We start from the raw sequence: 24,566 nt of genomic DNA on the forward strand, positions 1-24,566 counted from the left end.
AAATTCGCTCCAAAGTCTTTTGACTCTACAACATCCGCTTGCTCTTTATGCATGCACTCGCTTGACACGGTGATCATGAGCCAAGGAAGAGATGTCCACCGCCAGCCGTTCAACATCGAGCGGCTTCGAATAGACCTCGATATCCGTGAACCGGTCACCAAAGATGGAATTTTCATAGCCGGTCGTAAACACAAACGGTATTCCCCGTTTTGACAAAACCTCGGCGACGGGAAAGACCATTTGACCTTTGATGCTAACATCGAGAATGGCGCAATCGATCTCATCGGTCGCAGCTATCAGAGAGAAGGCTTGATCGATCGTAGGTGCAGGCCCAAGCACGGTAAGCTCTTGATCTCCGAGCGCAACGGCAAGATCGAAGGCGAGCAGATACTCGTCCTCGACGACCAAAACGACTGGTTGTTCTGCCGGTTCTTTACTCATGACCCCAAAATGTCCTAGTTCGACTTGACGATGGCTTTCAGCCGCGCTCGGCGCGCTGACTTTTTCAGTTGTCGTTCCGCGTCGATTTCACCTTCGATGATATGCAGATGGTCCTTCATCAGATCCAGCGTCGCGTTGAATGTGCTCAACAATTCCAAAGCCTGCCCACTCGGATGACCGCCGGCCAGCAATCTGCCGATAATTGCCTCTTGCTTCAGAATGCGTTTTTCACCATCCCGAACATGGCCCACTGCCATTGCAAGTTCCTCGCGTCTGCGCAAGGTAGCCTCCCCCAAGGAGATTTCCTGCGCATCATGAACTCAGTTTCAGCTCAAATCCAGCGCCTCTTGGGGCAAGATTCCTCAATCTTCTACAGCTTTTGGGTCTCCTTCCCGGAAACTGCCTCTACTTCCTCATTATCTCTATTCGGAAATGTCGAATTTCCGCCGATAGGTGCCGTGCATATTCGCAAACATCCAAGCCTCGAGTGACATGTCGTCGGTGAACTGATCGAGGTTTGCGACGGCACTCGCCACGGTGTCTCGCACCAAATCGTCCGCATCGGTCGGATTCTTGCAGAACGCCTCCGCCAGTGATCGAAACATCGGCATAAGCTCCTCGATTTCAGCCTGCAATCGATGGTGTCGGGAAATATCAGTCACGATATTCTCTTTCACAAGCTCACGATTGTTCCATCTATTTCCATTCGGAGGCATTTACGCCTATCCGATATTTTTTAACGGGTTTGATCCTTGGCTTGTTCCTGCTACGCGCAAGAAATCTGGAGATCCTGGGTCTTCCCACGATGCGATGTTCATTCCATCGATCCTCGCCGAGCCCGTTGGAGCAGGAGTCGGCTGCTGTCGAAGGCGTCCGGGTGGGAACTTACCTGCCCTCTATATGCTTATATTAGGGATATCGAGTTTGGACGGCATTCCGAGAGGATTCTGTTGTGAAATCTTTCTTTACCGCCGCCATATTGTTCGTCAGCATGACCGCCTGTTCGAATGAACAGCAGCAGACTGCACGTCAAGTTCAGGCGTTGCTCTCTTGGACTGCAACGGCAGACATGGTCCTGGACGCACGAGCGAAAATGCACGTATCGGACAGCTTTACCGCCCTCACCGTGGATCGATGCGGAAAGGAGATCGGCAGCCTGTCGAAGGAGCTTCCGGCATCTCCCCAGGATCTGGCTGCCGTCGCCAGCCGGCTGACGATCACCATCGGCGTAGCCCATGACGATATCGTCAATGGCCGAACAGGGACGGTTTCACAGCATCTGGCGGATTTGCGGAACCTTGAAGCCCAGTTGAAGGCCAGCTCCGGTGCAGCACAATGAAAAAGTTGCTGCAGATATCGCTGGGCGTCATCACGAGCATCGGCGGCTTTCTGGAAACGGGAAATATCGCGACCGCCAGCCAGGCGGGGGCAGCCTATGGATACAGCCCCCTCTGGGCCATCGTGCTCGGCACGACCTGCGTGACGTTCCTCGTTGAAATGTCCGGGCGCTTCGCAATCGCGAGCCACTACACCATCGCCGACGGAGTTCGACATCGCTTCGGTTCCAACGTTTTTCTTCTGACGGTCTCGATCGCTTTCGTCGTCAATCTTCTCGTTCTCGCAGCCGAGATCGGGGGCGTATCGCTTGCGCTGCAGTTTCTGACCGGCGTGAAATTTCAGTGGTGGTCACTGCCCGTGACATTTGTTGTTTGGCTGCTGCTGTGGCGAGGCACGTTCGGCCTCATCGAGAATGGCATCTCGTCCTTAGGCCTTGTGGCACTCTCCTTCGTCGTCGCGGTCTTTGTGATGGGTCCGCCGTGGGACGAGGTCGTTAAAGGCGTGGTGCCGACGCTGCCAAGCAGAGATCCGCTGCATTACAGCTTCATCGTCGTCGGAATATTGGGCGCGCTCATTTCTCCCTATCTCTTCTACTTCTATTCCTCGGGCGCTATCGAAGATAAGTGGGACAAGAGCTATTTCGGCGCCAACCGCGCGATCGCCATCATTGGCATGAGCTTCGGCGCGATCATCACTGCCGCCATCATGATACTGGCTGCGATGATCTATCCCGCTAGGGGTATCGAAGACATCGAAGGATATGAGCAGATTGCCATGATCCTCACTCCCGCCTTTGGAAAATGGGGGCTTTATATCTTCGCTACGTCACTCGGGATCACCTGCTTGGGCGCGACCCTCGAAGTAGGCCTCGCGCAGGCCTATCTGGTCGCGCAGGGCTTCGGTTGGAACTGGTCGGAAAACACAAAACCGAAAACCAATCCCGCCTTCTGCCTCGTCTATACTGCCTCGCTGCTGATCGCCATGATCCCGATAGCCGCCGGCATAGATCCACTCCAGCTCACGATCTTTTCGATGGCAATCAGCGCCATCAGCCTGCCGTTCGGTGTGGTTCCCTTCCTCATCCTTATGAACGATCCGATTTATGTGGGAGACCACAGAAACGGGTGGATCGGCAATGCCGCCGTCATCTTTATCGTCGCGATGGCGTTCGTACTTTCGATTGTGACCACACCACTCGAAATCCTGGGAGGCTGATATGTATCTTGTTCGTGACGTTCTGGATAAGCAGGTCGTCGATCGCCGACAGGCTCGTATCGGAAAGGTCGACGGGATCGTGCTCTCAGTCGAAGACAACGGCCGGCTTAAGGTCGCCTTCATAGAAATGGGCACCTTGACGCTGGTCCGAAGACTGAGCCAGCGCCTCTATGGTTGGATGCTTGCCTTTTCCCGACGAGCCCAACCTCCTTATCGGATCCCATGGTCAAAAATCACGGATATCGGCATCGATATCGAAGCCGATATCGACGATAGCGAGACACCACTCGGACAGGCACAGGAATGGCTGAGAGAACATATCCTCAGCCATATTCCGGGAGGACGGTCGTGACCGAGATTCACCTGGAGCTCCTGCTTGGGACGCAGGTTCATGATATCGACGATCGACCGGTCGGGCGGTTGGAGGAGATCAAGGCGGAAGCTGCGGGGGAAAATTTCGTCGTCGTCGAATATCACCTCGGCGCTCTTGGTTTGCTCGAAAGATTATCGGCAACGACGATCGGTCATGCCATCCTGCGTCCCTTCGGCTTCAAGGAGCGGCCGAGCGGCTACATCGTGCCTTGGGACAAGCTCGATCTGACGGATCTCGACCATCTGAGGCTGCGATGCACCGTCGCCGAGCTTGACGCGAGACCTCGATGAGCATGTATTGCTGGCGTCATCCGACGACCACCGCAACCGTTTCCGAAGTTCAATAAGCCAAAGACCGAGCGAGGCCACCAGCCGCGGCGGGAACTTCCGGCCATCTCCACCGTTGGGCTTGATTATTCAAAATGCGAAGCGGTGATGCCCAATTTTGAAGTCACCGACGAGGGTACAGATGTCATCAACCGACCGGCAGAACCGTGCCATGGAAATTGCGACCGAAGCGCATGCGGACCAGACCGATAAACTCGGCAACCCCTATGTCGAGCATTGTCGTCGCGTGGCGTCGGCAGTTTCGGCGGAGGACCAGAAGATCGTGGCATATCTGCACGATGTCGTGGAAAAGGGACCTGGCTGGACCATCGAACGCCTCCGGCAAGAAGGCTTTTCTCCTTCAATACTCGCAGCCGTCGATGCCCTCACCAAACGCGCCGGCGAGGATGACGATGCCTTTGTCCACCGCGCGATCGCAAATGCCGTGGCAAGGCCGGTGAAGAAGGCCGATCTCGAAGACAACCTTTGGCAGCAGCAGCGGATTGGCGGTGACACCGGCAAATATCGGCGCGGTCTCGATATTCTTCGGGAACAAGAAGATGGCTGAAGGTAGCGTTGACCGAACTGAAAGGATGAGCATGTCGGCGACCATTCGTCTATTTGCATTCGGGACGCTGAAGAGGGGATTTGCCTTACATGAGCGGGGGCTGGCCCGTGCGCAATACCGCGGTCTCTTTAAGACCCGCAAGCCCTACCCAATGCTGATTGCCGGTCGCTGGTTTGCACCCATGATGTTCGACGAGCCGGGAAATGGCACGACCGTCAAAGGCGAGCTTTACGAAGTCGATGATCAGACCCTGCGTCGTCTCGATCTCTTGGAATCGATCGGCAGGCCGGGACATTTCCGCGGATTGATCGAACTGGAACGGGTTGGCGGCGGCGATTCATCTGTCGCATTCGCTTATTTCAAGTCGCGAAGCTTAGCAAAGCCAATGCATTCGGACTATCTTTCCACATACGACGATCGCCGTTTCATTCCACCGGAACAAAGGATTGAAAGAGAGCCGGATCAGAGCCGCGGGACATATTCCAAAGGTGCCGGACTGCGGTAAAAGCGCTACGCATTCCCATCCGGAGAATTGCCGCGTCCCCTTTGATGAAAAGGCAGGCGTCCGTAAGCTCCCTGGAACATTTGCCAACCGGCGCGGTTTACATCAACGACCTCAGCATATGCCGGCGGTCGAATGGCGCATCGCGCGACCAGAAATCTCGAAACCACGAGCGTGATTGTAGAGAGCTGGCATCGGGTGCCCGCTCAGCGGCATGTTGCCCAATGTCGGACGCCCGAAGTGATTGATCTCTGGTACAAGAATTCTGTCATCTACAGCCTCAATGTCGGCACCTTCAAGGACAGCGATGGTGACGGAATTGGCGACTTCAAAGGTCTGACCGATCAGCTCGACTATATCGCACGGCTCGGCGTCACCTGCCTGTGGTTGCTGCCATTTTACCCTAGCCCCGGAATGGACTACGGCTACGATGTTACCGACTATTATAACATTGCCCCGGAGCTCGGAACGCTTGGCGATTTCGTGGAGTTCAGCCATCAGGCGCGGTTGCGCGGTCTGAAACTTATCATCGATCTGCCAATCAATCATACATCCGAGCAGCACCCCTGGTTTCAACAGGCGCGGACCGATCCTCGCTCGCCTTTCCGGGACTACTACAATTGGTCCAGAACCAAACCTGCAAACGCCAACCACGGCATGGCCTTTCCCGGCCACCAGTCAAGCGTATGGACCTATGATCCGCTGGCCACCGCCTGGTACTATCATCGCTTCTATCCTCATCAACCAGACCTCAACATTGGTAACCCGGCGGTTCGCGAAGAGATTTTCAAGGTCGTCGGCTTTTGGCTCGAGCTCGGCGTGTCAGGATTTCGGATAGATGCAGCACCGTTCCTCGTCGAAGAAATCAGTCCCAATCGCCCCTCGTCGCGGCACTATGAGTTTTTCGGCGAGTTGCGCGACTTCCTGTCCTGGCGGCGTGGCGACGCCGTCCTGATTGCCGAAGCAAATGTGCCGCCGAAAGAGATGTCGCAGTTCTTCGGCGGCGGCTCCCGCCTTCACATGCTTTTTGCCTTTCTTACAAATCAGTATCTGTTTCTGGCGCTCGCCACCAGTTCCGCCGCCCCGCTCGCGCGGGGTCTCGCTAAACTCCCGAAATTGCCGCAGCTCTGCCAATGGGTGCAGTTCCTGCGCAATCATGATGAGCTCGATCTCGGCCGCCTGACGGAGAAGGAGCGGAACGAGGTCTACGCTGTCTTTGCTCCCGACGCCGACATGCGCCTTTATGCCCGCGGCATTCGCCGACGCCTTGCGCCGATGCTTGGCAACGAGCGCAGGAGGATGGAAATGGCATTCAGCCTGATGTTCAGCCTTCCCGGCATACCCGTGATTTATTATGGCGACGAACTCGGGCTTGGGGACGAGCTATGCCTGCCGGAGCGCTGGCCGGTGCGCACATGTATGCAATGGTCCGACGATGAAAATGCCGGCTTCTCCACCTGCGCGGAAGAATATCTAATCCACCCGGTCATAATGACTGGCGATCACGGAGCCGAGAAGATCAACGCGGAGGCGCAGCAGCGCGATCCGGACTCGTTACTTAACTGGGTACGGCGGCTTGTCGACACGCGGCAGTCTTGTCCCGAGGTCGGCTGGGGCGAATGGAGCTGTATCGAGACGCATAATCCAGCGGTGTTCGCCCAGAGGTTCGCTTGGGAGCAAGGCATTGTGCTGATAGTTCATAATCTTGCAGCGCGAAATTGCTCCGTGAAGCTGGATCTCGGTCATGACGAGATGGAGCAGCTTATCGGATTGTTCGGCAACAGGGTCTATCCCGAGAAAAAAGGCAAGGGGACCACAATCGAGCTCGATGCCTACGGTTACCGTTGGTTTCGGAGCAATTCAGCGGCCGCCTCGTAAACAACTCTCTCAAAACGGCAGAATGACAAGCTCCCGGCGGAACCTATGCGCGCGGAGGCGGTTGTGCCTAACCTATACCGTCGAGGCGCCAAGATGGCGCCAGAGAAAGGGCGCGGCTTGCCGCGATAATCCGGAGAGGCTCCCATGACCGCCAAACCAGCCACCAAATGGTGGCATGCCAAGACGGCCTATCAGATCTATCCACGCAGCTTCTTCGACAGCAACGGAGATGGCATCGGCGACATTCCAGGCATAACCTCCCGGCTCGATTATCTCCAGTCCCTCGGAATCGGATTGATCTGGCTTTCGCCGATTTATAAGTCGCCGATGGACGACAACGGCTATGATATCTCCGACTATCAGGATATCGCGTCGGAGTTCGGAACACTTGCGGATTTCGATGAGCTGCTTGCCGAAGCACGCAAGCGCGAGATCGGCATCATCCTCGATCTTGTCGTCAATCACACGTCCGATGAGCACCCCTGGTTCCTCGATGCCCGCGCATCCAAGGACAGCCCATACCGCGATTTCTATATCTGGCGTTCTCCCAACGAAGACGGCAATCTCCCAAACGACCTTCTCTCCGTATTCGGAGGGCCTGCCTGGACGTTCGAGGCCGCGACCGGCCAATATTATTTCCATCAATTCTCCCACCGGCAGCCGGATCTCAACTGGCACAATCCGAGCGTTCGGCAGGAAATCTACAAGATGATGAATTGGTGGCTGGACCGCGGCATCGCTGGCTTTCGTATGGACGTCATTGACCGCATCGCCAAGGACGTCGATCGCGCGATCACCGCCGACGGCCCATGTCTTCACGACTACATTCAGGAGATACATCGAGAAACACTGAAGGACCGCGATGTCGTGACGGTCGGCGAAGCATGGAGCGCAACCCCCGGCTCGGCTCTCTTATATTCCGGGGCACAGCGTGGGGAATTGTCCATGGTCTTCCAGTTCGAGCACGTCCTCCAACAGTGGGATAAAGTCTATGGCAAATGGCGGCCACAGCCGTTCGATCTCGTCGGCCTGAAAGCGGTCCTCAGCAAATGGCAATATGCACTCTCGGATGATGGGTGGAATTCCCTCTTCTGGGGCAATCACGATCTGCCGCGTGCCGTCTCGACCTATGGCGACGCTACGGGTTACCATCGGGAATCCGCGACGATGTTGGCAACTGCCCTGCATTTCCTGAAAGGCACGCCCTTCGTGTATCAGGGCGAAGAAATCGGCATGACCAACGCCACCTTCACATCTATCGATCAATACAGAGATATCGAAACTCTCAATATGCATCGCCTGCATGTAGAAGCAGGTCTTTCGTCGGAGGAATTCATCGCTGTCGCCAATCGGAATGCACGCGACAATGCCCGTACCCCCATGCAATGGAGCACGGCGCCGCATGGTGGCTTCACCACAGGCGTTCCGTGGATACAGACAAATCCCAATTTCAGCCGCATCAATGCGGCACAGAGTATGGGTGACGACCGCTCGATCTGGAATTACTACCGGCGGCTGATTGCGCTGCGAGCCAAGCATCCGGTCATCGTCTACGGCACCTATCAATCCTATTTCGATCAGCACCCGCAGGTCTTCGCCTATACAAGGAAATTCGAGCACCAGTGCGTGATCGTGCTCGCAAACTTCTCCGTGGAGACCGTAATGCTGCCTCTTTCCGATGAATTGCAAGTGGAGGGTCAATGCTTGATCGCCAACTATCAGCCCGTAAGCCGGCTGCAAGAGACGGTCGAACTAAAGCCATACGAGACCTTGGCGATCCTTCATACGATCGAGGCGCCGAAGGAAAACACTTCCGAGGCTTCGGCCGGAAAAACACGACAGGACGCATAACCTGCCCATCTTGAGGAGCTTGGATCGAGGAGCATCCGATGAAGAATATGGCTCAGGAACTCGCAAATGAATATCTTCGCCTCGGCGGACGAAGACTGCTGGTGATGGACGACAATGTTCTTTCGACCCAAATCTGGGAAGCCGATCCGCCTGAGGCGGACACATTCTGGAAGCAGAAGATAGATCCCCTGCCCCAGAGACAGCGTAATGAAGTGATGTCGTTTCTACCGTCAATCAATGTCACCTAAAAGGACGAAGTCCGTCCTGTGGCGTGGCGCCATCAAAACGAAGCATTTGTGCGGATCAGCCGCCGCCCATTTTCTTAGGATCGTGGCTATGATGACTGTCACGCTCGCCTCCGCCGCCAGAAATCTTGCTGCGGCTGCGGCGGTCGGGTTCGGCCGGACCGGCCGGCAGCATCCTTCATGCTAACTCGACCGAAAGCGCGATGTTCCACGGCGCGTTAGACCGCTTACGGGCCCTTCGGCGATGTCGCTCTCCCTGCGCCGGGAACGGGTGCGCCTGGATGAATGTTGACGGCAAAATAAGCGGCGATACAGCAGGCAATAATGAAGATCGCGGCGACGAAAATCATCATGCGGTGTCGGGCTTGCGGCTGACGGTCCATTTCCCCTCCACGGAAGGGTTTCATTGGCGGATGCACCGCGGACAGGTTACCTGCCGCACGTCGGAGCGAACGCATCAGACGCAGGGTCAAACCTCGTCCTGTCGATAATGTTCCAGGACAGGTGACGGATCCCGGCATGTCCGGCGCGATTCTACGGGGAACCGGCGTCGTTATTCAAGAGTTTGAGTACCTGAGTGCAAGCGAAGCGGGCGAGCAAACGCATGCCATTTCACGAAGGAGTTTGTCATGATCACAAAGACAAACGGAGATCCGCGTCACCACACACAGAAGATGCAGGCGCGGCTGAAAGAAACCATGGATCATTTGCGCGAGGACATCGAAAAGGTCGATGAGCCGCAACTGAAAGCGATGTTCGAGACTGCCGCGGAAGTGCTTGGAGGACTAAGAAAGGCCTTCAGCGATTATGAGAAGAAGAACGAAAGCGCTTGGCGATAGAGCGTCAGCATTATTGACACCCTGATTAAAAAAGCCCCACCAAACTGAACCTTTTTATCTCTCATTTGTTGGGCCCCAAGAACCTGCTGCCGCATGCCGGCAGCGGGAGTTTTCCTGTCCGCACAAGATGGAGGCTTCTTTGGTGACTCTTTCACGAGCACGCGACAATATGGTCGAGTATCAACTTCAACGAAGAGGCATTACGGACCGAACTGTTACGAAAGCGATGAGGACCGTGCCCCGCGAAGTTTTCGTCAACCCAGGGTTCGAGGAATTCGCTTACGAGGACACGCCGCTTGCGATCGACGAGGGCCAGACGATCTCCCAACCCTTCATCGTCGCTCTGATGATCGAGAAGGCCGATATCGAGCCGAATGACAGGGTGCTGGAGGTTGGCACCGGATCGGGCTATGCGGCGGCGGTGATGAGCCGGATCGCCAGGCACGTCTATACAATCGAGCGGCATGCCGCGCTTGCAGAGGAAGCAAAGCAGCGCTTCCAGCGACTTGGATATCGCAACATCGAGATGCGCGTCGCGGATGGATCAAAGGGATGGCCCAAGGCGGCGCCGTTCGATGCCATCGTCGTGACGGCCGGCGGCCCATCGGTGCCGCAATCCCTGAAGGATCAACTGGATCTCGGTGGCCGGCTGATCATTCCTGTCGGCGGGGAAAGCGAGCAGCGGCTCCTGCGCATCACCCGCACCGGTGCGGACATTTTCGAGGAAGATGATCTTGGCGGCGTGCGGTTCGTGCCGCTTATCGGTGCCGAGGGATGGACGGCGGAGCACTCTCTCTACACGCGCGCCAGGGCTGAAAAGCCTGTCAAAGAGCTCAGCCTTCCCGAGCTCATCGCGAAGGTTGCGGAGGACCTGCCGCCGATCGAAGATCCAGCATTCGGCAAATTATTCGACCGCTATGGCGACCGGCGCGTTGTTTTGCTCGGAGAGGCAACACACGGCACGTCGGAATTTTATCAGGCAAGGGCCGCCATTGCGCGCCACCTGATAGAACATCACGGCTTCAATATCGTCGCAGTGGAAGCGGACTGGCCGGATGCCGCAGCCGTCGATCGCTATATTCGCCAGCGTTCGGGGCAGAACACAGCAGAAATTTTCAGGCGCTTTCCGAGTTGGATGTGGCGAAATGCCGAGTTCAGTGCATTTGTCGCGTGGATGCGCGAATTCAATGGCCGAAAAGCTGACCTACGCCAGCAGACCGCCTTTTACGGTCTCGACCTCTACAATATGAGCGGCTCCGTCGCGACCGTCCTGAAATACCTTGATAAAACGGATCCCGATGCCGCTGCCGTCGCGCGCGAACGATATGGCTGCCTGACGCCATGGCAAAACGATCCCGCGACCTATGGCCGTGCCGCGCTGACCGCCGGCTACAAGACATGCGAGGAGGCGGTGCTTCAACAGTGCCGCGATCTCCTCCAGCACCAGTTGACCGAAGGCGCTGATGGCGACGAGTTCCTCGACGCCGCACAAAGCGCAAAGCTGCTGGCATCGGCGGAGCGCTACTACCGCATCATGTATTATGGCGGCCGGCACGCCTGGAATCTCAGAGACAGCTATATGGCCGAAACCCTGGAACATCTTCTGGGCGCCCGTGGTCCGGATGCCAAAGCCGTGGTCTGGGCTCATAATTCCCATATAGGCGATGCCCGCCATAGCGACATGGGAACGGTGCATGAAGAGGTGAACCTCGGCGAACTCTGCCGCCAGAGGTTCGACGGAGAGACCGCCCTTATCGGTTTGGGCACGCATGATGGTCAAGTGGCTGCATCCAGCGATTGGGACGGCGAGATGGAGATCAAGAATATCGCTCCGTCTTTGAGCGACAGTTATGAGCGTCTATGCCACGACTCCCGCAAACCCAACTTCCTGCTCGACTTCGACCGTGATCAAATCCTTCACGACCGGCTCGTCGAACAGCGTCTCGAACGTTTCATCGGCGCGATCTACCGGCCGGAAACGGAGCGTATGAGCCACTACATGTTCGGATCGCTTTCGCAACAATATGATGCCTTCGTATGGTTCGATCGCACGCATCCGATAAAGCCGCTCCACCGCGATTCTGATACCGAAGGGATGCCGGAAACTTTTCCATTTGGCCTGTAATTCGGCTCATCACGTTCGCAATAGCCGCTGCAAGCGGTCCGTATAGCGCCTCACAATCTTCTGCGCTCGCAGCGTTTCGCACTCGAGGTCACCAGTGCTCGCGACGGACCACAGACCGATTTGAAAGCCCAGATAGCATGCTTCAAAGACAGTGAGCACATCCTCCCGCAACTCGCGGTCCGCCTCTCGTGCGATGATCTCGGCAAGTCGAGTTCGCTCGTCCGACGATAGATCGAATTCAACGCTAGCGCCCGCGACATCCCAGGCGATATCCTGGCAGCCAATCAGATCATGGGCGCCATTGTGATCGAGCGCATCTGTTTTCAGAAGACGACCGTCATTGCTTAGCAGCCACTCCCAAACATGGAGCCGATTGTCCGTATCGATACGCCGCAGGTATCGGACCAGACGATGCGGTTGACCGATCAGCCGCTCGAGCTGTCTGGCTGCGTCCATGCCGATCGCTTCTCCGGCATTGCTGACTGCCATGTGGCAGAGATCGTCAAGCGATGCGCCGCCGTGCTGCGCTGGAAGATGACGGGCGCGAAAACCCAGATAACGGCCGATGTGATCAAGCATCCGTTCTTTGGTCAGAGCAGAGGTTTCGAGGGCCTGTCCGTCGGCCCATTGCTCGATGATGAAGCCGTAACATGTGCCGATGACCGTCGGCGTAAACCCGGCTTCGCTGAGCAGCGCTCCGCGGCGTGCCTTGTCCGCTCCGGCCTTGCAAAGTCCGGCAAATTTGACCAGCCAGCGTTTATCGCCTTCGGGCATCAGAAATTTCAGCTTTTCCTGTTGCCTATAGCTGGGCGGCCAGCTTTCCACATTGTCATATCGTAGGGCACGCCACCGGCCGCCGGAGATATCTCGCCATGACGGTTCTGAAGTTCCGACGAGCTCGCTTGCCCATGTTTGCAGGCTGCGAGCTCCTTGCGGCGTGTCAATGATGAGATCACGTGCATCGGCGAGATGGATTGGCCGCTCCTTCCAGCGCTGGCGATGAGCGCTGCTGGCACGTGGCCCAAGATCGCCGGAATGGCTCGGAAAGAAATGAAGGCGCAGAGGGGAGACGCCATTGGTCTGCAACCAGTCGGCAACGCAGCCGAATGAACTACCCGACAATCCCGGCCCTTCGTCCACGATGGCGAAATCGACGTCGCGTTCGGCCAAGATTCGGTCCCCAAGCATCTGGCCGATCTGGAGATGGCGGCTGAATGGATGCCCGGTCGGCCGCAGAGAGTAGGCAGGACCGGAACCGAGCGCGGCCGCGACCAGCGCTGCCAGGCTCATCCCGATGTTGCGGATGCCTATCACCACCGTTGTCGGAGGCAGTCCTGACCGCAAGGCGGCTTCGATATAGCTTTCGGGATAAAGGGCGTAAAACGCATAACCCTCCGCGCGTTTCATGCGCACCGGTTCCGGGCCGTCGAGACGATCGAGCAGGAGCGGCCATTCCGCCGGCAACGTCAGCTCACCCAGAAAGCTTGCCTGCCACGACCGCAGTATCGCCTGGGCTTGCACGAGCAAAAGCCTGGAGCCGGCATCTTGAACATCGGACAGATCGTCGGCAGCTCTTTGGTCGAATTCCTGATCAGCCAGCCCCTGAGCAAGTTCACCCGTCGCCACGAACGTCTGAACCAGAAGCTCGTGCCGCTGCCGGCCGGGTGGCAACAACGTGCAGGCGGACATATCTTCGGCGATGCGCCTGCGAACACAAGCAGCATCTTCAACGCGCGCGATATCGCCATAAACCAGCATCATCGATGTCCTTGTTGCCGACAAGCATACCGAACACGTGAAAGGCACCAACGATCCCTCGCCGCGCCTTTCGCGGGAAATTTTTTCGGGAACACATCTCAGTCCGGTTTGTTTGGGCAACGCTTTGTAGATGCTGGAGATGGATATGCATACGCAACCGATCCGCGTCGGCCTTGTAGGTGTCGGCAATTGCGCGTCGTCCCTTGTGCAGGGTTTGACCTACTATCGAAATGTTCAGGATAACGAGCCGGTTCCCGGCCTCATGCATGTCAAGCTGGGGGGCTACCACGTGCGCGACGTCGAGATATGTGCGGCCTTCGATGTCGCAGCCTCGAAGGTGGGGCGCGACGTCGCGGAGGCGATTTATGCCAAGCCTAATAATACCAAGCGCTTTGCCGATGTCGCGGCTACTGGCGTTGAAGTCCGTCGCGGCAACACGCTCGACGGCATAGGACGATATCTGGAAGGTGAAATCCCGCAATCGCCGGAACCGGTGGCCGATGTCGCGAATGTCCTGCGTGAGGCGCGCACGGATGTGATGGTGTCCTATCTTCCGGTCGGCTCCGAAGAGGCCACCAAATGGTATGCCGAACAGGCGCTCGCAGCCGGCTGCGCCTTCATCAATTGCATCCCCGTGTTCATTGTTTCGAAAAGCGAATGGCAGCGCAGGTTTTCCGAACGCGGCCTGCCGATCATCGGCGATGACATCAAGAGCCAGGTCGGTGCGACCATCGTCCACCGGATGCTCGTCAATCTTTTTCGCGAGCGCGGCGTTAAGATCGACCGAACCTATCAGTTGAACTTCGGAGGCAACACAGATTTTCTGAACATGCTGGAACGGGAACGATTGGAATCGAAAAAGATCTCCAAGACGCAGTCGGTTACCAGCCAGCTCGACGTTCCGCTTGCCGCCGAAGACATCCATGTCGGCCCCAGCGATCATGTGCCATGGCTGACGGACAGGAAATGGGCCTACATCCGGCTCGAGGGCACGACATTCGGCGGCGTGCCGCTCAATGCGGAGCTTAAGCTGGAGGTATGGGATTCGCCCAACTCCGCCGGGGTCGTCATCGATGCGATACGCTGCGCGAAACTGGCGCTCGATCGCGGCATCGGCGGCCCCTTGATTGGCCCATCCAGTTATTTCATGAAGTCACCCCCGCAACAATTCACCGACCATGAAGCGCGCCGACGCACGCAGGCCTTCATCGAAGATCGGGAGGATGTCCTGCGCGGAGCGGCGGAATGACGGCAACGTTCTTCCTGGTGCGCCATGCCGCTCACGACGATGTCGGGAGCTTTCTTGCCGGTCGGATGGGGGGCGTCGTGCTGGGCGCGGCGGGACAGGCGCAAGCCGATCGCCTGGGACAGCGCATGAAACGCGAGAATGTCGAGGCAATTTATACCAGCCCGCGCGAACGCGCGCGGCAGACAGCGGCGGCCATTGCCGCCGCTTGCAATCTCGCCCCGCCGCAAATTTCAGACGCGCTGGACGAGGTGAATTTCGGCGAATGGACAGGAAAGACGTTCGATATCCTCAACGGCGACCCGCAATGGCGGCGCTGGAACAGCCTGCGCAGCCTCAGCCGCACGCCGGGTGGCGAAAGCATGCTTGATGTGCAGCAGCGCGTATTTGGTTTGATAGAAACCCTCGCAAATAACGGCAAAAGGCTGACATTGGTTTCGCACGGCGACGTCCTCAAGGCGGCAGTCTGCCATATCTTGGGTTTGCCTATCGACGCCTGGCCGAAATTCGATATTGCGCCAGCGTCCATTACCACCATGGCAGTCGGTGACTGGGGCGCGAAAATCATCACGCTCAATGAGATGAGCCCATGATCTTCTCAAGGTGGAGAAACCCATGATCGAAGCGGCAATGATCTGGAACGAACCCAACAACAAGTCTCACTGGGATCCGGAAATAGACCCGGATTGGCGCCGTTTCGCCCATATGACGACCCTTGCTGCGGATGCCATCGCTATATCGAATCCGGATATCATCAAGGTTCTCGGCGGAATTTCGCCGATCGATTCCGGATTCATGGGGCGCATGAAGGACTACGGCGTGCTCGATCACATCGATGCGGTTGCCGTCCATGGTTTTCCGCTCGACTGGAATCTATGGCAGATCCATGAATGGCCGGAAAAGATCGATGAGATAAGAGCTGTGACCCATCTTCCGATTTGGGTCAGCGAGGTTGGCGTATCCAGTTTCGGCGCGGAAGAAGTGCAACTCTGGGGGCTGAAGCGTACCGCCGAGCTGCTGAAAGGAAAGGCGGCGCGATTGCAATGGTACAGCCTATACGATCTTCCGCGATCATGGGAGGCAACGACCCGCCATCGCGAAGCCGAAGGCTCCTCGTATTACCGGCATTTTTACATGGGGATTTTACGCGAAGATGGCACGCCGAAGCCGGCGCTTGAGGAATTTGCCAAGCAAACACCCGATTTCGGGCTCGTGCAGTGGTTCCACTTCGAGGATCCGCGGCTTGATGACGCTGTCTCCTGGATGAAACTGCTGGGCGTGCGGTCCGTGCGAACGGGCCTGTCCTGGGCGGACCGGTTCCGTCCAAATGCGCTCGATTGGTTCGATCGGCAAATGCGGTGCTTGGAGGATTTCGAAGTGACGGTGACCTTCTGTTTCACGCCCGAGCATAGAGGCATTGCTCCGCATCATACCAGCGCGCCTCTGATACCGGAGGAATTTGCCGCGTTTTGCAGCGAAATGGTGGAGCGCTACGCGCCACGGTAGGACTCGCCGACCCGTTCAGTCGCCGCCCTCGGCGCCCGATGAACCGAACCAGTCCAACATCCGTCCCAAGGGTCCGCGGGAATAGGCAAAGCCGTGGTAACAGGTCAGCACGGTTCGCGCCCAGGCGAGATAAAGGCGCGGCCATCGCAGCAGGCGTGCGAGCCAGAAGACGCGATGGCTCCAAAAGCTGATCCCGTAGCGCACCGCGTAGATCATCCGACGTCTGGCGCTCAAGCCGTTCATTGCGGCAACGATCCGCTTGCGAGGCAGTAGCCCCCGTCGTAGCCATGACAACCGGAACGCCAGACCTTCGCGGCGCTGACGAAAACCTGCCGCCTGGGTGGCGATCACGAAAGCCGCGTCGACATCGGATAAATTGAGCCGACCGGACTTCATTCCGGCACGAATAAGACCGAGAAGCACGAACGATCGAACGATCACGACATTGGTCCCTCGCCCATCGGCCGAATAAGGTTCCTTCCACGCATCGCCGAAGGCGATGTCAGCGGTTTCCGCAACAACGTCGTCACAGAAGTTGCACGCAGAGTTCTGAAAGAACCCAGCGCCCCAATCGCCATCCGCCAGATCCCACCAATCCCGACTGCGGCTCTCGCCGCTGCGAAGCGTTAATTGGGCGCGATACCAGTTCGCCGGCCGGTCGGGGCATTTCACCCGATAATCGAGCCGCTCCACATCGCTGACATCCCGCCCCATTTGCCAAGCGAAGCTTTCGGCCATGCGCGCGCTTTTCATGTGCCCGCAAAAGAGGCCGAGGGTGAATGCGATGCGCTCGGCCAATATTGGATCCGCGGCGCAGGATAATCTTACCGCCTTGATGAAGCATGGGATGCCGACGATAGCGTAACGACCGGGAATCGCTCTGATCGTCTCGAGAACCTCGGACATCTCGACCGGATAGTATCGTGACTTTGCGCCGGCCTTGATCGCATCTAGGCTGCGGGAAAGAGTATACCGAAACAGGCGGCGATCGCCGTCTGTCTTTGGATCGACGGGCGCAACATGTGCCACGCCGTCGACAAGCCGTCGCCGCAACAGCTCAGCCGCAACCCAACTGACCAGACCTCCGGAACTTCCGTTGGCCCGAAATTCCTCTTCTTCGACGTGGCCGACAAAAGCCGCCTCGAACCGACCGAGCAGATAATCGCGGTTTCGAGCAGCCGGGAAATGACGTTCGGCCAACTCATCCTCATTCCCGGCAACGGGGGAGAACGGACAAATTCGCAAGAAAGCGCTGTCCCGATCATGCAGCCATTCGCGCGGCCCACTCGGCTTCAGTTGGCCGTAGCGGTCGAAATTCATCGGAACGGGCTTTCCGTTTGATAGTGCAGCGCAGGCGCCGCAACCGATGCAGAGACCGGAACGGATGATCTCATTGCGGTTCGGCCGCGCCGAAGCTTCGCGGGGGTTAAGGAGCCTGCTGGACGACATATTGCAGATAGGCGCTTGAGTTGCGGCGCAAGGCCGTGATTCGTGGGAAGGTTGCTGATCCCGGCGGTTCGCCGAGAGCTGCGTCAAGGCGCTGAGGCGGGGCCCCCTCGAATATGACGTTGCGCCCAGCGCCGACCATTGCGGTCAGGTCGAGCAACTTGCTGGACCGGTAGTCCGTAAGAACGCATGCAAACGGCTTGTCGTTCACGAGCGAAAAGACGCATCCATGGAAGAAATTGGTCACCACAGCCGTTGCGCCGGCCATGAAGCGAGCAAATTCCTCAGGCCCGGCATCGATCCACTGTTCATGCGCCCAATCATTTCGATAACCGATGCTGATCAACGTGATCGATCGCGCATCGGCCCATTGGCGAATGGCTTGCTGGAACCAGCCTGCGAAACTATGCCCGTAAACGGCAACACAAGCCGATGCAATTTCCTCCTTTCCTGCATTCGAGATCGCCTGGGGGAATTGCAGGCATGGGTCCAGCACCAACTCGGCATCCAGTCCCAGCACATCCTTTATCAGGCGCTTCGAGTTGAGGTCGCGAACCGAAATCTGTGAAAAACTGCGCAACTGTTCGGCCCGCAGCCCTCTCAATCGGTCCGGTGCGTTGAAATTCCCAAATGTCGCGGCATAGGCAACGAGCCGGCCGGATCGCAGCCCTTCGCCGTAAAACGCTCCATAGCCACCATACCAGGGATGCCTGAGGTTCCATACCTCGTCGCTTCCGACGACGACAAGTGGAAACTCTTCCGCGCTGTCAGGATTTTCCAGCGGAAATGGAGCCGAGAGAGGCAATTCCGCGAACGCATCAAAGAACTTGCGTATCTTATTCTTATATAAGCGCAAATCATCGCATCTTGTCGGGACTGGCAGCAGTGGTTGGAGTGCACAACGCCACTCCGCGCGGTCCACACGCGCCGACCTGTGCTCGAGCAGGACGGCATCCATCCCCATCGCCTGCAATCCATCGATCAGGCAACGGGCCTGCCAATAGGATCCGTAATTGATGCAACGATGAAAGGTTAGGACGCCTACTTTATTACTGCCGGCTTTGCCGGGATTTGTTGGGGGAGGATCGAAAAAACGGATCAAATCGGTCATAGGTGCTAACAATCCCAGGGGCACGAATTCTCATCAACTGAGTTGAACGGTTGAATATCGGCGCGACGCTCTTTGCCGACGTCTCCGCAAGCACGCTCCAAACCGAGCGATCATTCAATTGTTCCCGGAACGAAACGGCCGACAAAAGACCCGAGCCAGAAACCAGGATAGATCGGAATCTTGGCGAAGCAGGCGACATCAATCGCCAAGGGCGATGTCAGCAATCAATGGAAGATGGTCGGAAGCCAGGCTCGTCAGGCGATTTCGAGGCACAGTCGTGCCAAGAACGGCAAGATCGGTGCTGACGAAAATATGATCCAACCTCATCAGCGGATAACGCGAGGGAAAGGTCGGTCTCGCCGGCTGATCGCCGCAAAGTTGGGCGTCCTTCAATGTGCGTACGGCAAGCCGGTAGGCCGCGGAGGTCGGAACGGCGTTGAAATCCCCGCAGAGAATGGTCGAAGCAAGATCCTTGCCGATGCCCGGCAGCCATGCCGGCCCGAGAAGCGTCGTCATTTGCTGGACGCGATCGCGCCCCCGAAGGCCGAGATGGGTGTTGACGAAGTGCAACTGCCTGTTTCCCACCATGACTTCGACCGAAAGCGCCCCGCGCGGTTCGCCCAGCGAAGGCAACGGCCCCGCCTTTATCGCCTTTGTCGGCAGGCTCGTTATGAGCGCATCTCCATATTGCTCCTCGGCTATCGTCAGGGCCGGATTGAAATGCGCCTCCATCTTCAGCAAGGAGGCGATCATGCTCGCCTGATCGACGCCGCCGGTTCTGTGGCGACGAACATCGATCTCCTGCAGCGCGACGATATCCGCCTGCGCCTCTGCGATAACAGCGGCAATCCGGCCAGGGTCGATCTTGCGATCCGTGCCGATGCAACTGTGCACGTTATAGGTCAGGATTCTAATCGGTCTTCCGTGGGGCATGGCCGGGGAACACCGAACTCGCCCGATCGTTCCGCTTCATCGGGGCGGTATTCCCAGCCGATGGAGAAGGATAGCCGATGACGTTAAAAAGCCTGATTTGGAATGGCCTGCTCATCGCAGCGACATGCCTTGCGTTCTGGCTCCTATATCGCATCCTCCATCATTACAGCTTGGATGATATCAGGAACTCGCTGCTGAGCATTCCGCTCCGGCGTCTCTGCTTGGCGCTTCTCTGCGCGGCGGCCTCTTATCTTTGTCTGACCGGTTTCGATCTTCTTGCCATCTTGTCGCTCCGCAAGTCTTTGCCTTATCAGAAAATTGCGCTTGCCTCCTTCGTCAGCCTCTCCATGGGCCACAATATCGGCTTTGCCGGCCTCAGCAGCGGCGCCTTTCGATATCGCTTCTATTCACGCTGGGGCCTGAGCATCGAGGAAGTCACGAAGATAGTGCTTTTCTGCGGCGTGACGGTCGGTCTGGGAATGACCACGCTCGGCGGTATCGCATTGCTGGTCGATCCTGCGGATGCCGCAGGCCTGCTGCGGTCGAACACCCGGGACATCCGGACGGCAGGCGTCATCGTTCTTGCCGTTCCGGTTCTTTATACATTCCTCACCATGGTCTTGCGGCAAAGATTGAGCTTGTGGCGCTGGTCGTTCGAATTACCCCGGCCTCACATAGCCTTGCTACAAATCGTCATGGGTACCTTGAATTTCGTCTGCGTCTCGGCGTGCCTGCACCAGTTGCTTTCGGCCTTCGCCGATGTTGCATTGTTCCGATCGATCACCGCTTACGTGCTGGCCAATACCGCCGTCATGGCGACCCATGTTCCTGGCGGCCTGGGCGTGATCGAGACAACCGTCTCCTATATCGTGCCGAATGCAGCCTCGATCGGGGCCTTGATCGCCTTTCGCTGCATCTACTTCCTGATCCCCCTCATCCTGGGAACGAGCCTTCTGATCGCCAGCGAACTGGCCTTTCGGCATCGCTCAGCTCGAACGAAGGATTCGGCGGAGGCGGCCGACAAGACGACGAGAACCCAGGTGCGCCAGCGGACGGGCGGGATCGAATAGCGCGGTCCCAGCAATCGGCCCTGTCTTTTGGCAAGTCGTCGCCAACGGCTTGAGGCAGCGGGCTCCGACATTCAGCTCAGCGATCGCGCTGATAAGCGATCCGCTCCGTTGAAAGGCATTTCGAACGGCGCCGGCAGCACAGCCGAGATATTCCGCTACGAGCGTGTTGCGCAGCTCATCGATCGCCAGACGGTGAGTGGGCTTATGTGCCTGAAAGAGAATATCGCATTCGGTGTCGAGCCCCTCGGACCGATGGTTGAGATTGGAGGAACCGATGCGGAGCAGACTATCGTCGGCGATCAGAAGCTTCGAGTGAACGAGCAGTTCGACCTGCTTTTCGCCATCGGGGACCACCGGATAGAAGACGCGCAGCCGACCGTAGCGATCCGCATCCATAAGGCGCCGGACTATTCTGTCCCGGTTCTTTCCCATTATAAAGTTCTCGATCAAGCCATGGGATTTGCGCGTACAGATGATGACGACCTCCGGCCCGTCGTCTTCCTGCAGGCGAGCGGCAATGGCTTCGGCGACATTGAACGAGGCAAGGTATTGCGTTTCGATATAGAGCTGACGTCTCGCCTTGGCGATCACGTCTTTTGTCACCGCAATTCCCTGACGCAGGCCGCGCCTGAAGAAGGTCACCGGTTCCGTTATCGCAAGTCTGACCGGCACATTTTCAAGCGACGCGGCGAGATCGTCCGGCCAGTCAACAGTCGTCGGCGCCGGCAAGGCTCTGTGTTCCTCGCCGGTGGCATCCATCCATCGCCGCCTCGCAACGGAGGCGATGAGCCTGGCCGCATCGCCCGTGACCATGGTTTGCAGGTCGTGAAGCGGTTCGTAAAACACGCCTTCCGGATCGCGCTTCAGCTTGTCGCGCACCCTGTGGACCCACGTGTCCCAGCGCCGCGACGTCAGGTCGATTCCCCCGATGAAGGCGACGGAATCGTCGATGCAGACAAGTTTCTGATGGTGACATCCTCGAATGGCGGATTGAATGGCAAAGCGCAGGTCGATGCGATCGCTCTTCGGAAAATTTATCTTGCGCAACACCTTTAAGGATTTTTCCGAATAAATCGGTCCCAAGGCCCAGATCAAAATTCGAACCTCAAGATCGGGATTAGCCTCTGCTAAGGCATGCAGAAGATCACCGAGCGTTTCCTTGGAATTCTCCGGCTGCAGGCGGATATCGGGATTGAAGTCCCATCCGATGATCCAGACCCGTTTCCGCGCACGGCGCAAAATGTGGGCCAACCGTGAGAAATAGGCACTACCGTTGATGAGGAAGGCCGTCCGTGCCGCAGTACCTTCCAACCGCATATCTTCGGCTTTCAGCGACATAGCAGAACCATTTACTCCTCTCTATTTCCGACAGCCGATCGTGCCCGACAGGTCCTTGTCGCTCGCCTCTTACGAGACGCAAACGCCTGAATTTTCGCAAGGTTCCGCCGGCGAACGTTTGATGTTGCGTCGCTCCATGAAAGCGGGAGGAACAAGTCGCCAGCCGCGCAGTTGCTATGGAATGGCAAAGACAGGTACGATCCGCATCGGTATCTCGGGCTGGACTTACGCCCCCTGGCGCGGCGTCTTCTATCCGGGGGATGTGGCGCAGAAGCGCGAATTGGCCTATGCCTCGCGGCAATTCCCCTCCATCGAAATCAATGGGACCTTCTACGGCCTGCAGCGCCCCGACGTCTTTGCAAAGTGGCGCGATGAGACGCCCGACGATTTCGTCTTTGCGGTAAAAGGCTCCCGCTACATCACCCATTTGCGCCGGCTTCGCGATGTCGAAACCCCGCTCGCCAATTTCATCGCATCCGGCGTGCTGCGTCTGGGAGCAAAGCTCGGACCGATCCTCTGGCAGTTTCCAGCGCGACAGCGTTTCGATCCCGATCTTTTTTCCACTTTCATGAAAATCCTGCCGAAAGACACAGCCGCCGCAGCAAAGCTTGCCGGGCGACACGACGAACGGCTGAACGGTCGGGATTGGCTGAAGGCCGACGGCGAAAGACCCATCCGCCACGCATTCGAAATCCGCCACGAGAGCTTCGTCGACGCGAATTTCATCGACCTGCTTCGCGAGCATGATATCGGGCTCGTTTGCGCCGACACGGTCGACTGGCCGCTGCTGATGGATGTGACAGCTGATTTCGTCTATTGCCGTCTCCACGGCTCTGAAGAGCTTTACGTCAGTGGCTATGATGACAAGGCGCTGGATATCTGGGCTGAAAGAATCGATGACTGGGCACATGGTCGCGAGCCGACAAACGCAAACCGCGTGCTCAAGCCGCTGAAGCCGGCGCGCAATGGCTGTGACGTCTATGTTTATTTCGATAACGACGTAAAAGTACGAGCGCCCGCGGACGCCCACGCGCTTGCCGCACGGCTTGGCTTGGCAGATCCCGCAACGGCCAAAAGACGCTCAAAATTGGCTGTGGCTTAATTTTGAAGCGCTTGTAACCGCCGCTGTCTTTTCATTTCCAAAGCCATCGAAGACCCACCTAAAGGAACCATGTCATAACCATTCCAAGAACGGATGCGGCCATGACTGCCGTCGACGTCCAGCCAAGCCAGCGAAGCCAGCCGGTGACCGTAAATTTTCCCATGATCTGCTGTTTTGCAGTCATCAGCATCATTATTGTCATCACCGGTACGGCGACGATCCCGTTGATGACTGCGCTCCAATAGAGCGCTTCGATGGGATTGACGGGTGTAAACAGGATACCCATTCCGAAAATACACGCCATGACCAAGGTCGAATAAAATGCTTTGGCGTGCTTTGGTTTCCGCGAGAGCCCGACCGGCCATTTGCAAGCCTCACCAATGGCATAGGCAGCAGCGCCCGCAAGGACCGGAACCGCAAGCAAGCCGGTGCCCAAAATGCCAACGGCGAAAACGATGAACGCGACATCGCCCGCAATTGGTCGCAATGCGTCGGCTGCCTGCGCCGAAGAGGAGATCGTCGTAACGCCGGTCTTATGAAGAGTTGCCGCAGTCGTTGCGATGATCGCAAGAGCTATGATGTTTGAGAAGGCCATGCCGATCAAAGTGTCGGCCCGGATGCGCCTGAGCGCTGCGGGCGCCTCTCTGGGCGCGTCGACCAACGGATGCTTGTGGTGATCGGCCTGCTCTTCCTCAACTTCTTGGGACGCCTGCCAGAAGAACAAATAGGGTGAAATCGTCGTACCCAAGATCGCGACGATCGTCGTGAAGAATTCTGAATTCCAGACGAATTTGGGTACGAAAAGGCCTGCCATTGCCTCACCCCAGGATATGTTGACCGCAAACACCGCGGCAACATAGGCAAAGAGGCTCAGCGTCATCCATTTGAGCACCGCGGAATAACGATCGTATTCGAAAAAAACGCTGGCAATTGCGCAAGCGCTTCCGAAACCGACGACGTAAAGCGTCTCGGGCCCGCCGACTAAGAGCTTCAAGGCGTCAGCCATCGCGCTGAGGTCGGCTCCGATATTGATCGTGTTCGCTATGAAGAGCAGCCCAACAATGAGGTAAAGCAGCCAGGCGGGGTAGTGCCGGCATACGTTTCCTGCAATGCCATGCCCGGTCGTACGCCCGATCCGCGCGCAAATCTCCTGAATTGCCGACATCAGCGGATAGGTCAGCAACATTGTCCACCCGATGCCATATCCAAGTTGAGCGCCGGCCTGGCTGTATGTTCCTATTCCAGAGGGATCGTCGTCGGAAGCACCGGTGATAAAGCCCGGCCCCAAAATCTTAAGAAATCGCCGGATGGCTCCATTTGCTACTTTCGCCTGCTGTTGCGTCGATTCCGCCATA

Annotated in this window: 26 protein-coding genes; 16 read left to right on the forward strand and 10 right to left on the reverse strand. The window is 57.4% G+C overall.

Going from position 1 to position 24,566, the window contains the following annotated elements; genetic code table 11:
- Positions 1-45 precede the first annotated feature (45 nt).
- The 3 genes from NXC24_RS29780 to NXC24_RS29790 form a co-directional block, all read right to left on the reverse strand.
- Complete coding sequence (locus NXC24_RS29780) at positions 46-441, reverse strand: response regulator (protein ID WP_104826940.1); 396 nt, start codon at positions 439-441, stop codon at positions 46-48.
- 14 nt (positions 442-455) lie between these two features.
- Positions 456-722 carry a hypothetical protein gene (locus NXC24_RS29785; protein ID WP_158704579.1) on the reverse strand — a complete coding sequence of 89 codons (267 nt, stop codon included), beginning with the start codon at positions 720-722 and terminating at the stop codon, positions 456-458.
- A 141-nt stretch (positions 723-863) separates the two neighbouring features.
- Complete coding sequence (locus NXC24_RS29790; protein WP_158704580.1) at positions 864-1,103, reverse strand: sigma factor; 240 nt, start codon at positions 1,101-1,103, stop codon at positions 864-866.
- A gap of 290 nt (positions 1,104-1,393) precedes the next feature.
- On the opposite strand from NXC24_RS29790, the gene NXC24_RS29795 reads away from it, so the two are divergent.
- The 9 genes from NXC24_RS29795 to NXC24_RS29835 all read left to right on the forward strand — a co-directional run bounded on the left by NXC24_RS29795 (position 1,394) and on the right by NXC24_RS29835 (position 8,740).
- Positions 1,394-1,780 (forward strand): hypothetical protein, encoded by a 387-nt coding sequence (locus tag NXC24_RS29795; RefSeq protein ID WP_104826943.1) that lies wholly within the window; start codon positions 1,394-1,396, stop codon positions 1,778-1,780.
- Positions 1,777-2,994, forward strand: a complete 1,218-nt coding sequence (locus tag NXC24_RS29800; RefSeq protein WP_104826944.1) for an Nramp family divalent metal transporter — start codon at positions 1,777-1,779, stop codon at positions 2,992-2,994. Before NXC24_RS29795 ends, NXC24_RS29800 begins: the two co-directional genes overlap by 4 nt.
- Position 2,995: 1 nt before the next feature.
- A complete protein-coding gene (locus tag NXC24_RS29805) occupies positions 2,996-3,346 on the forward strand; it encodes a hypothetical protein (protein WP_104826945.1) in 351 nt (116 codons plus the stop codon).
- Entirely contained in the window at positions 3,343-3,657 is a 315-nt protein-coding gene (locus tag NXC24_RS29810; protein WP_104826946.1) for a hypothetical protein, read from the forward strand. The genes NXC24_RS29805 and NXC24_RS29810 overlap by 4 nt, the downstream gene beginning before the upstream one ends.
- 178 nt (positions 3,658-3,835) lie before the next feature.
- Complete coding sequence (locus NXC24_RS29815; protein WP_104826947.1) at positions 3,836-4,261, forward strand: HD domain-containing protein; 426 nt, start codon at positions 3,836-3,838, stop codon at positions 4,259-4,261.
- Entirely contained in the window at positions 4,254-4,766 is a 513-nt protein-coding gene (locus tag NXC24_RS29820; RefSeq protein WP_245464073.1) for a gamma-glutamylcyclotransferase family protein, read from the forward strand. The genes NXC24_RS29815 and NXC24_RS29820 overlap by 8 nt, the downstream gene beginning before the upstream one ends.
- A 132-nt stretch (positions 4,767-4,898) precedes the next feature.
- A complete protein-coding gene (locus NXC24_RS29825; RefSeq protein ID WP_348632755.1) occupies positions 4,899-6,641 on the forward strand; it encodes an alpha-amylase family protein in 1,743 nt (580 codons plus the stop codon).
- A 144-nt stretch (positions 6,642-6,785) separates the two neighbouring features.
- Positions 6,786-8,492 carry an alpha-glucosidase gene (locus NXC24_RS29830; RefSeq protein WP_104826949.1) on the forward strand — a complete coding sequence of 569 codons (1,707 nt, stop codon included), beginning with the start codon at positions 6,786-6,788 and terminating at the stop codon, positions 8,490-8,492.
- Between the two features lie 38 nt (positions 8,493-8,530).
- Positions 8,531-8,740, forward strand: coding sequence for a hypothetical protein (locus NXC24_RS29835; protein WP_104826950.1), 210 nt, complete (start codon positions 8,531-8,533; stop codon positions 8,738-8,740).
- 224 nt (positions 8,741-8,964) lie between these two features.
- Here NXC24_RS29835 and NXC24_RS35315 read toward each other — a convergent pair whose 3' ends face one another.
- A complete protein-coding gene (locus tag NXC24_RS35315) occupies positions 8,965-9,210 on the reverse strand; it encodes a hypothetical protein (RefSeq protein ID WP_158704581.1) in 246 nt (81 codons plus the stop codon).
- 156 nt (positions 9,211-9,366) lie between these two features.
- Here NXC24_RS35315 and NXC24_RS29840 point away from each other — a divergent pair, with 156 nt between their 5' ends.
- Entirely contained in the window at positions 9,367-9,576 is a 210-nt protein-coding gene (locus NXC24_RS29840; RefSeq protein WP_104826951.1) for a hypothetical protein, read from the forward strand.
- Positions 9,577-9,715: 139 nt separating this feature from the next.
- Complete coding sequence (locus tag NXC24_RS29845; RefSeq protein WP_104827910.1) at positions 9,716-11,701, forward strand: protein-L-isoaspartate(D-aspartate) O-methyltransferase; 1,986 nt, start codon at positions 9,716-9,718, stop codon at positions 11,699-11,701.
- 9 nt (positions 11,702-11,710) lie between these two features.
- Here NXC24_RS29845 and NXC24_RS29850 read toward each other — a convergent pair whose 3' ends face one another.
- A complete protein-coding gene (locus NXC24_RS29850) occupies positions 11,711-13,462 on the reverse strand; it encodes a hypothetical protein (protein WP_245464074.1) in 1,752 nt (583 codons plus the stop codon).
- Between the two features lie 142 nt (positions 13,463-13,604).
- On the opposite strand from NXC24_RS29850, the gene NXC24_RS29855 reads away from it, so the two are divergent.
- From NXC24_RS29855 to NXC24_RS29865, 3 genes are read left to right on the forward strand one after another with little or no spacing between them, the layout of a single operon-like run.
- The gene (locus NXC24_RS29855) at positions 13,605-14,708 is read left to right on the forward strand and encodes an inositol-3-phosphate synthase (RefSeq protein WP_104826953.1); all 1,104 of its coding nucleotides are present in this window, start codon (positions 13,605-13,607) and stop codon (positions 14,706-14,708) included.
- Positions 14,705-15,298 (forward strand): histidine phosphatase family protein, encoded by a 594-nt coding sequence (locus NXC24_RS29860; RefSeq protein ID WP_104826954.1) that lies wholly within the window; start codon positions 14,705-14,707, stop codon positions 15,296-15,298. The genes NXC24_RS29855 and NXC24_RS29860 overlap by 4 nt, the downstream gene beginning before the upstream one ends.
- Positions 15,299-15,320: 22 nt before the next feature.
- Complete coding sequence (locus tag NXC24_RS29865) at positions 15,321-16,211, forward strand: beta-xylosidase (protein ID WP_104826955.1); 891 nt, start codon at positions 15,321-15,323, stop codon at positions 16,209-16,211.
- A gap of 15 nt (positions 16,212-16,226) precedes the next feature.
- Here NXC24_RS29865 and NXC24_RS29870 read toward each other — a convergent pair whose 3' ends face one another.
- The 3 genes from NXC24_RS29870 to NXC24_RS29880 all read right to left on the reverse strand — a co-directional run bounded on the left by NXC24_RS29870 (position 16,227) and on the right by NXC24_RS29880 (position 19,701).
- Positions 16,227-17,531, reverse strand: a complete 1,305-nt coding sequence (locus NXC24_RS29870) for a Coenzyme F420 hydrogenase/dehydrogenase, beta subunit C-terminal domain (RefSeq protein WP_104826956.1) — start codon at positions 17,529-17,531, stop codon at positions 16,227-16,229.
- A 106-nt stretch (positions 17,532-17,637) separates the two neighbouring features.
- The gene (locus NXC24_RS29875) at positions 17,638-18,768 is read right to left on the reverse strand and encodes a polysaccharide pyruvyl transferase family protein (protein ID WP_104826957.1); all 1,131 of its coding nucleotides are present in this window, start codon (positions 18,766-18,768) and stop codon (positions 17,638-17,640) included.
- Between the two features lie 198 nt (positions 18,769-18,966).
- Positions 18,967-19,701, reverse strand: a complete 735-nt coding sequence (locus tag NXC24_RS29880) for an endonuclease/exonuclease/phosphatase family protein (RefSeq protein WP_104826958.1) — start codon at positions 19,699-19,701, stop codon at positions 18,967-18,969.
- Positions 19,702-19,778: 77 nt separating this feature from the next.
- On the opposite strand from NXC24_RS29880, the gene NXC24_RS29885 reads away from it, so the two are divergent.
- On the forward strand, positions 19,779-20,771 hold the full coding sequence (locus NXC24_RS29885; RefSeq protein WP_104826959.1) for a lysylphosphatidylglycerol synthase domain-containing protein: 993 nt from the start codon (positions 19,779-19,781) through the stop codon (positions 20,769-20,771).
- On the opposite strand, the gene NXC24_RS29890 is transcribed toward NXC24_RS29885, so the two are convergent.
- Complete coding sequence (locus NXC24_RS29890; protein WP_104826960.1) at positions 20,688-22,109, reverse strand: phospholipase D-like domain-containing protein; 1,422 nt, start codon at positions 22,107-22,109, stop codon at positions 20,688-20,690. The genes NXC24_RS29885 and NXC24_RS29890 overlap by 84 nt on opposite strands.
- Positions 22,110-22,290: 181 nt before the next feature.
- On the opposite strand from NXC24_RS29890, the gene NXC24_RS29895 reads away from it, so the two are divergent.
- Positions 22,291-23,211: a DUF72 domain-containing protein gene (locus NXC24_RS29895; protein WP_104826961.1), complete on the forward strand. Its 921-nt coding sequence runs from the start codon at positions 22,291-22,293 to the stop codon at positions 23,209-23,211.
- A gap of 58 nt (positions 23,212-23,269) precedes the next feature.
- Here NXC24_RS29895 and NXC24_RS29900 read toward each other — a convergent pair whose 3' ends face one another.
- Entirely contained in the window at positions 23,270-24,565 is a 1,296-nt protein-coding gene (locus tag NXC24_RS29900; protein ID WP_104826962.1) for a divalent metal cation transporter, read from the reverse strand.
- Between the last annotated feature and the right edge of the window lies 1 nt (position 24,566).

It is taken from the genome of Rhizobium sp. NXC24, from assembly GCF_002944315.1.
Taxonomy (GTDB): Bacteria; Pseudomonadota; Alphaproteobacteria; order Rhizobiales; family Rhizobiaceae; genus Rhizobium.

Coding starts and splice junctions, on each gene's coding strand:
- NXC24_RS29780 (WP_104826940.1), bottom strand. CDS start 441: ATGAGTAAAGAACCGGCAGAACAACCAGTCGTTTTGGTCGTCGAGGAC.
- NXC24_RS29800 (WP_104826944.1), top strand. CDS start 1,777: ATGAAAAAGTTGCTGCAGATATCGCTGGGCGTCATCACGAGCATCGGC.
- NXC24_RS29805 (WP_104826945.1), top strand. CDS start 2,996: ATGTATCTTGTTCGTGACGTTCTGGATAAGCAGGTCGTCGATCGCCGA.
- NXC24_RS29815 (WP_104826947.1), top strand. CDS start 3,836: ATGTCATCAACCGACCGGCAGAACCGTGCCATGGAAATTGCGACCGAA.
- NXC24_RS29820 (WP_245464073.1), top strand. CDS start 4,254: ATGGCTGAAGGTAGCGTTGACCGAACTGAAAGGATGAGCATGTCGGCG.
- NXC24_RS29825 (WP_348632755.1), top strand. CDS start 4,899: ATGGCGCATCGCGCGACCAGAAATCTCGAAACCACGAGCGTGATTGTA.
- NXC24_RS29830 (WP_104826949.1), top strand. CDS start 6,786: ATGACCGCCAAACCAGCCACCAAATGGTGGCATGCCAAGACGGCCTAT.
- NXC24_RS29835 (WP_104826950.1), top strand. CDS start 8,531: ATGAAGAATATGGCTCAGGAACTCGCAAATGAATATCTTCGCCTCGGC.
- NXC24_RS29840 (WP_104826951.1), top strand. CDS start 9,367: ATGATCACAAAGACAAACGGAGATCCGCGTCACCACACACAGAAGATG.
- NXC24_RS29850 (WP_245464074.1), bottom strand. CDS start 13,462: ATGATGCTGGTTTATGGCGATATCGCGCGCGTTGAAGATGCTGCTTGT.
- NXC24_RS29855 (WP_104826953.1), top strand. CDS start 13,605: ATGCATACGCAACCGATCCGCGTCGGCCTTGTAGGTGTCGGCAATTGC.
- NXC24_RS29860 (WP_104826954.1), top strand. CDS start 14,705: ATGACGGCAACGTTCTTCCTGGTGCGCCATGCCGCTCACGACGATGTC.
- NXC24_RS29865 (WP_104826955.1), top strand. CDS start 15,321: ATGATCGAAGCGGCAATGATCTGGAACGAACCCAACAACAAGTCTCAC.
- NXC24_RS29870 (WP_104826956.1), bottom strand. CDS start 17,531: ATGAATTTCGACCGCTACGGCCAACTGAAGCCGAGTGGGCCGCGCGAA.
- NXC24_RS29875 (WP_104826957.1), bottom strand. CDS start 18,768: ATGACCGATTTGATCCGTTTTTTCGATCCTCCCCCAACAAATCCCGGC.
- NXC24_RS29880 (WP_104826958.1), bottom strand. CDS start 19,701: ATGCCCCACGGAAGACCGATTAGAATCCTGACCTATAACGTGCACAGT.
- NXC24_RS29885 (WP_104826959.1), top strand. CDS start 19,779: ATGACGTTAAAAAGCCTGATTTGGAATGGCCTGCTCATCGCAGCGACA.
- NXC24_RS29890 (WP_104826960.1), bottom strand. CDS start 22,109: ATGTCGCTGAAAGCCGAAGATATGCGGTTGGAAGGTACTGCGGCACGG.
- NXC24_RS29895 (WP_104826961.1), top strand. CDS start 22,291: ATGGCAAAGACAGGTACGATCCGCATCGGTATCTCGGGCTGGACTTAC.
- NXC24_RS29900 (WP_104826962.1), bottom strand. CDS start 24,565: ATGGCGGAATCGACGCAACAGCAGGCGAAAGTAGCAAATGGAGCCATC.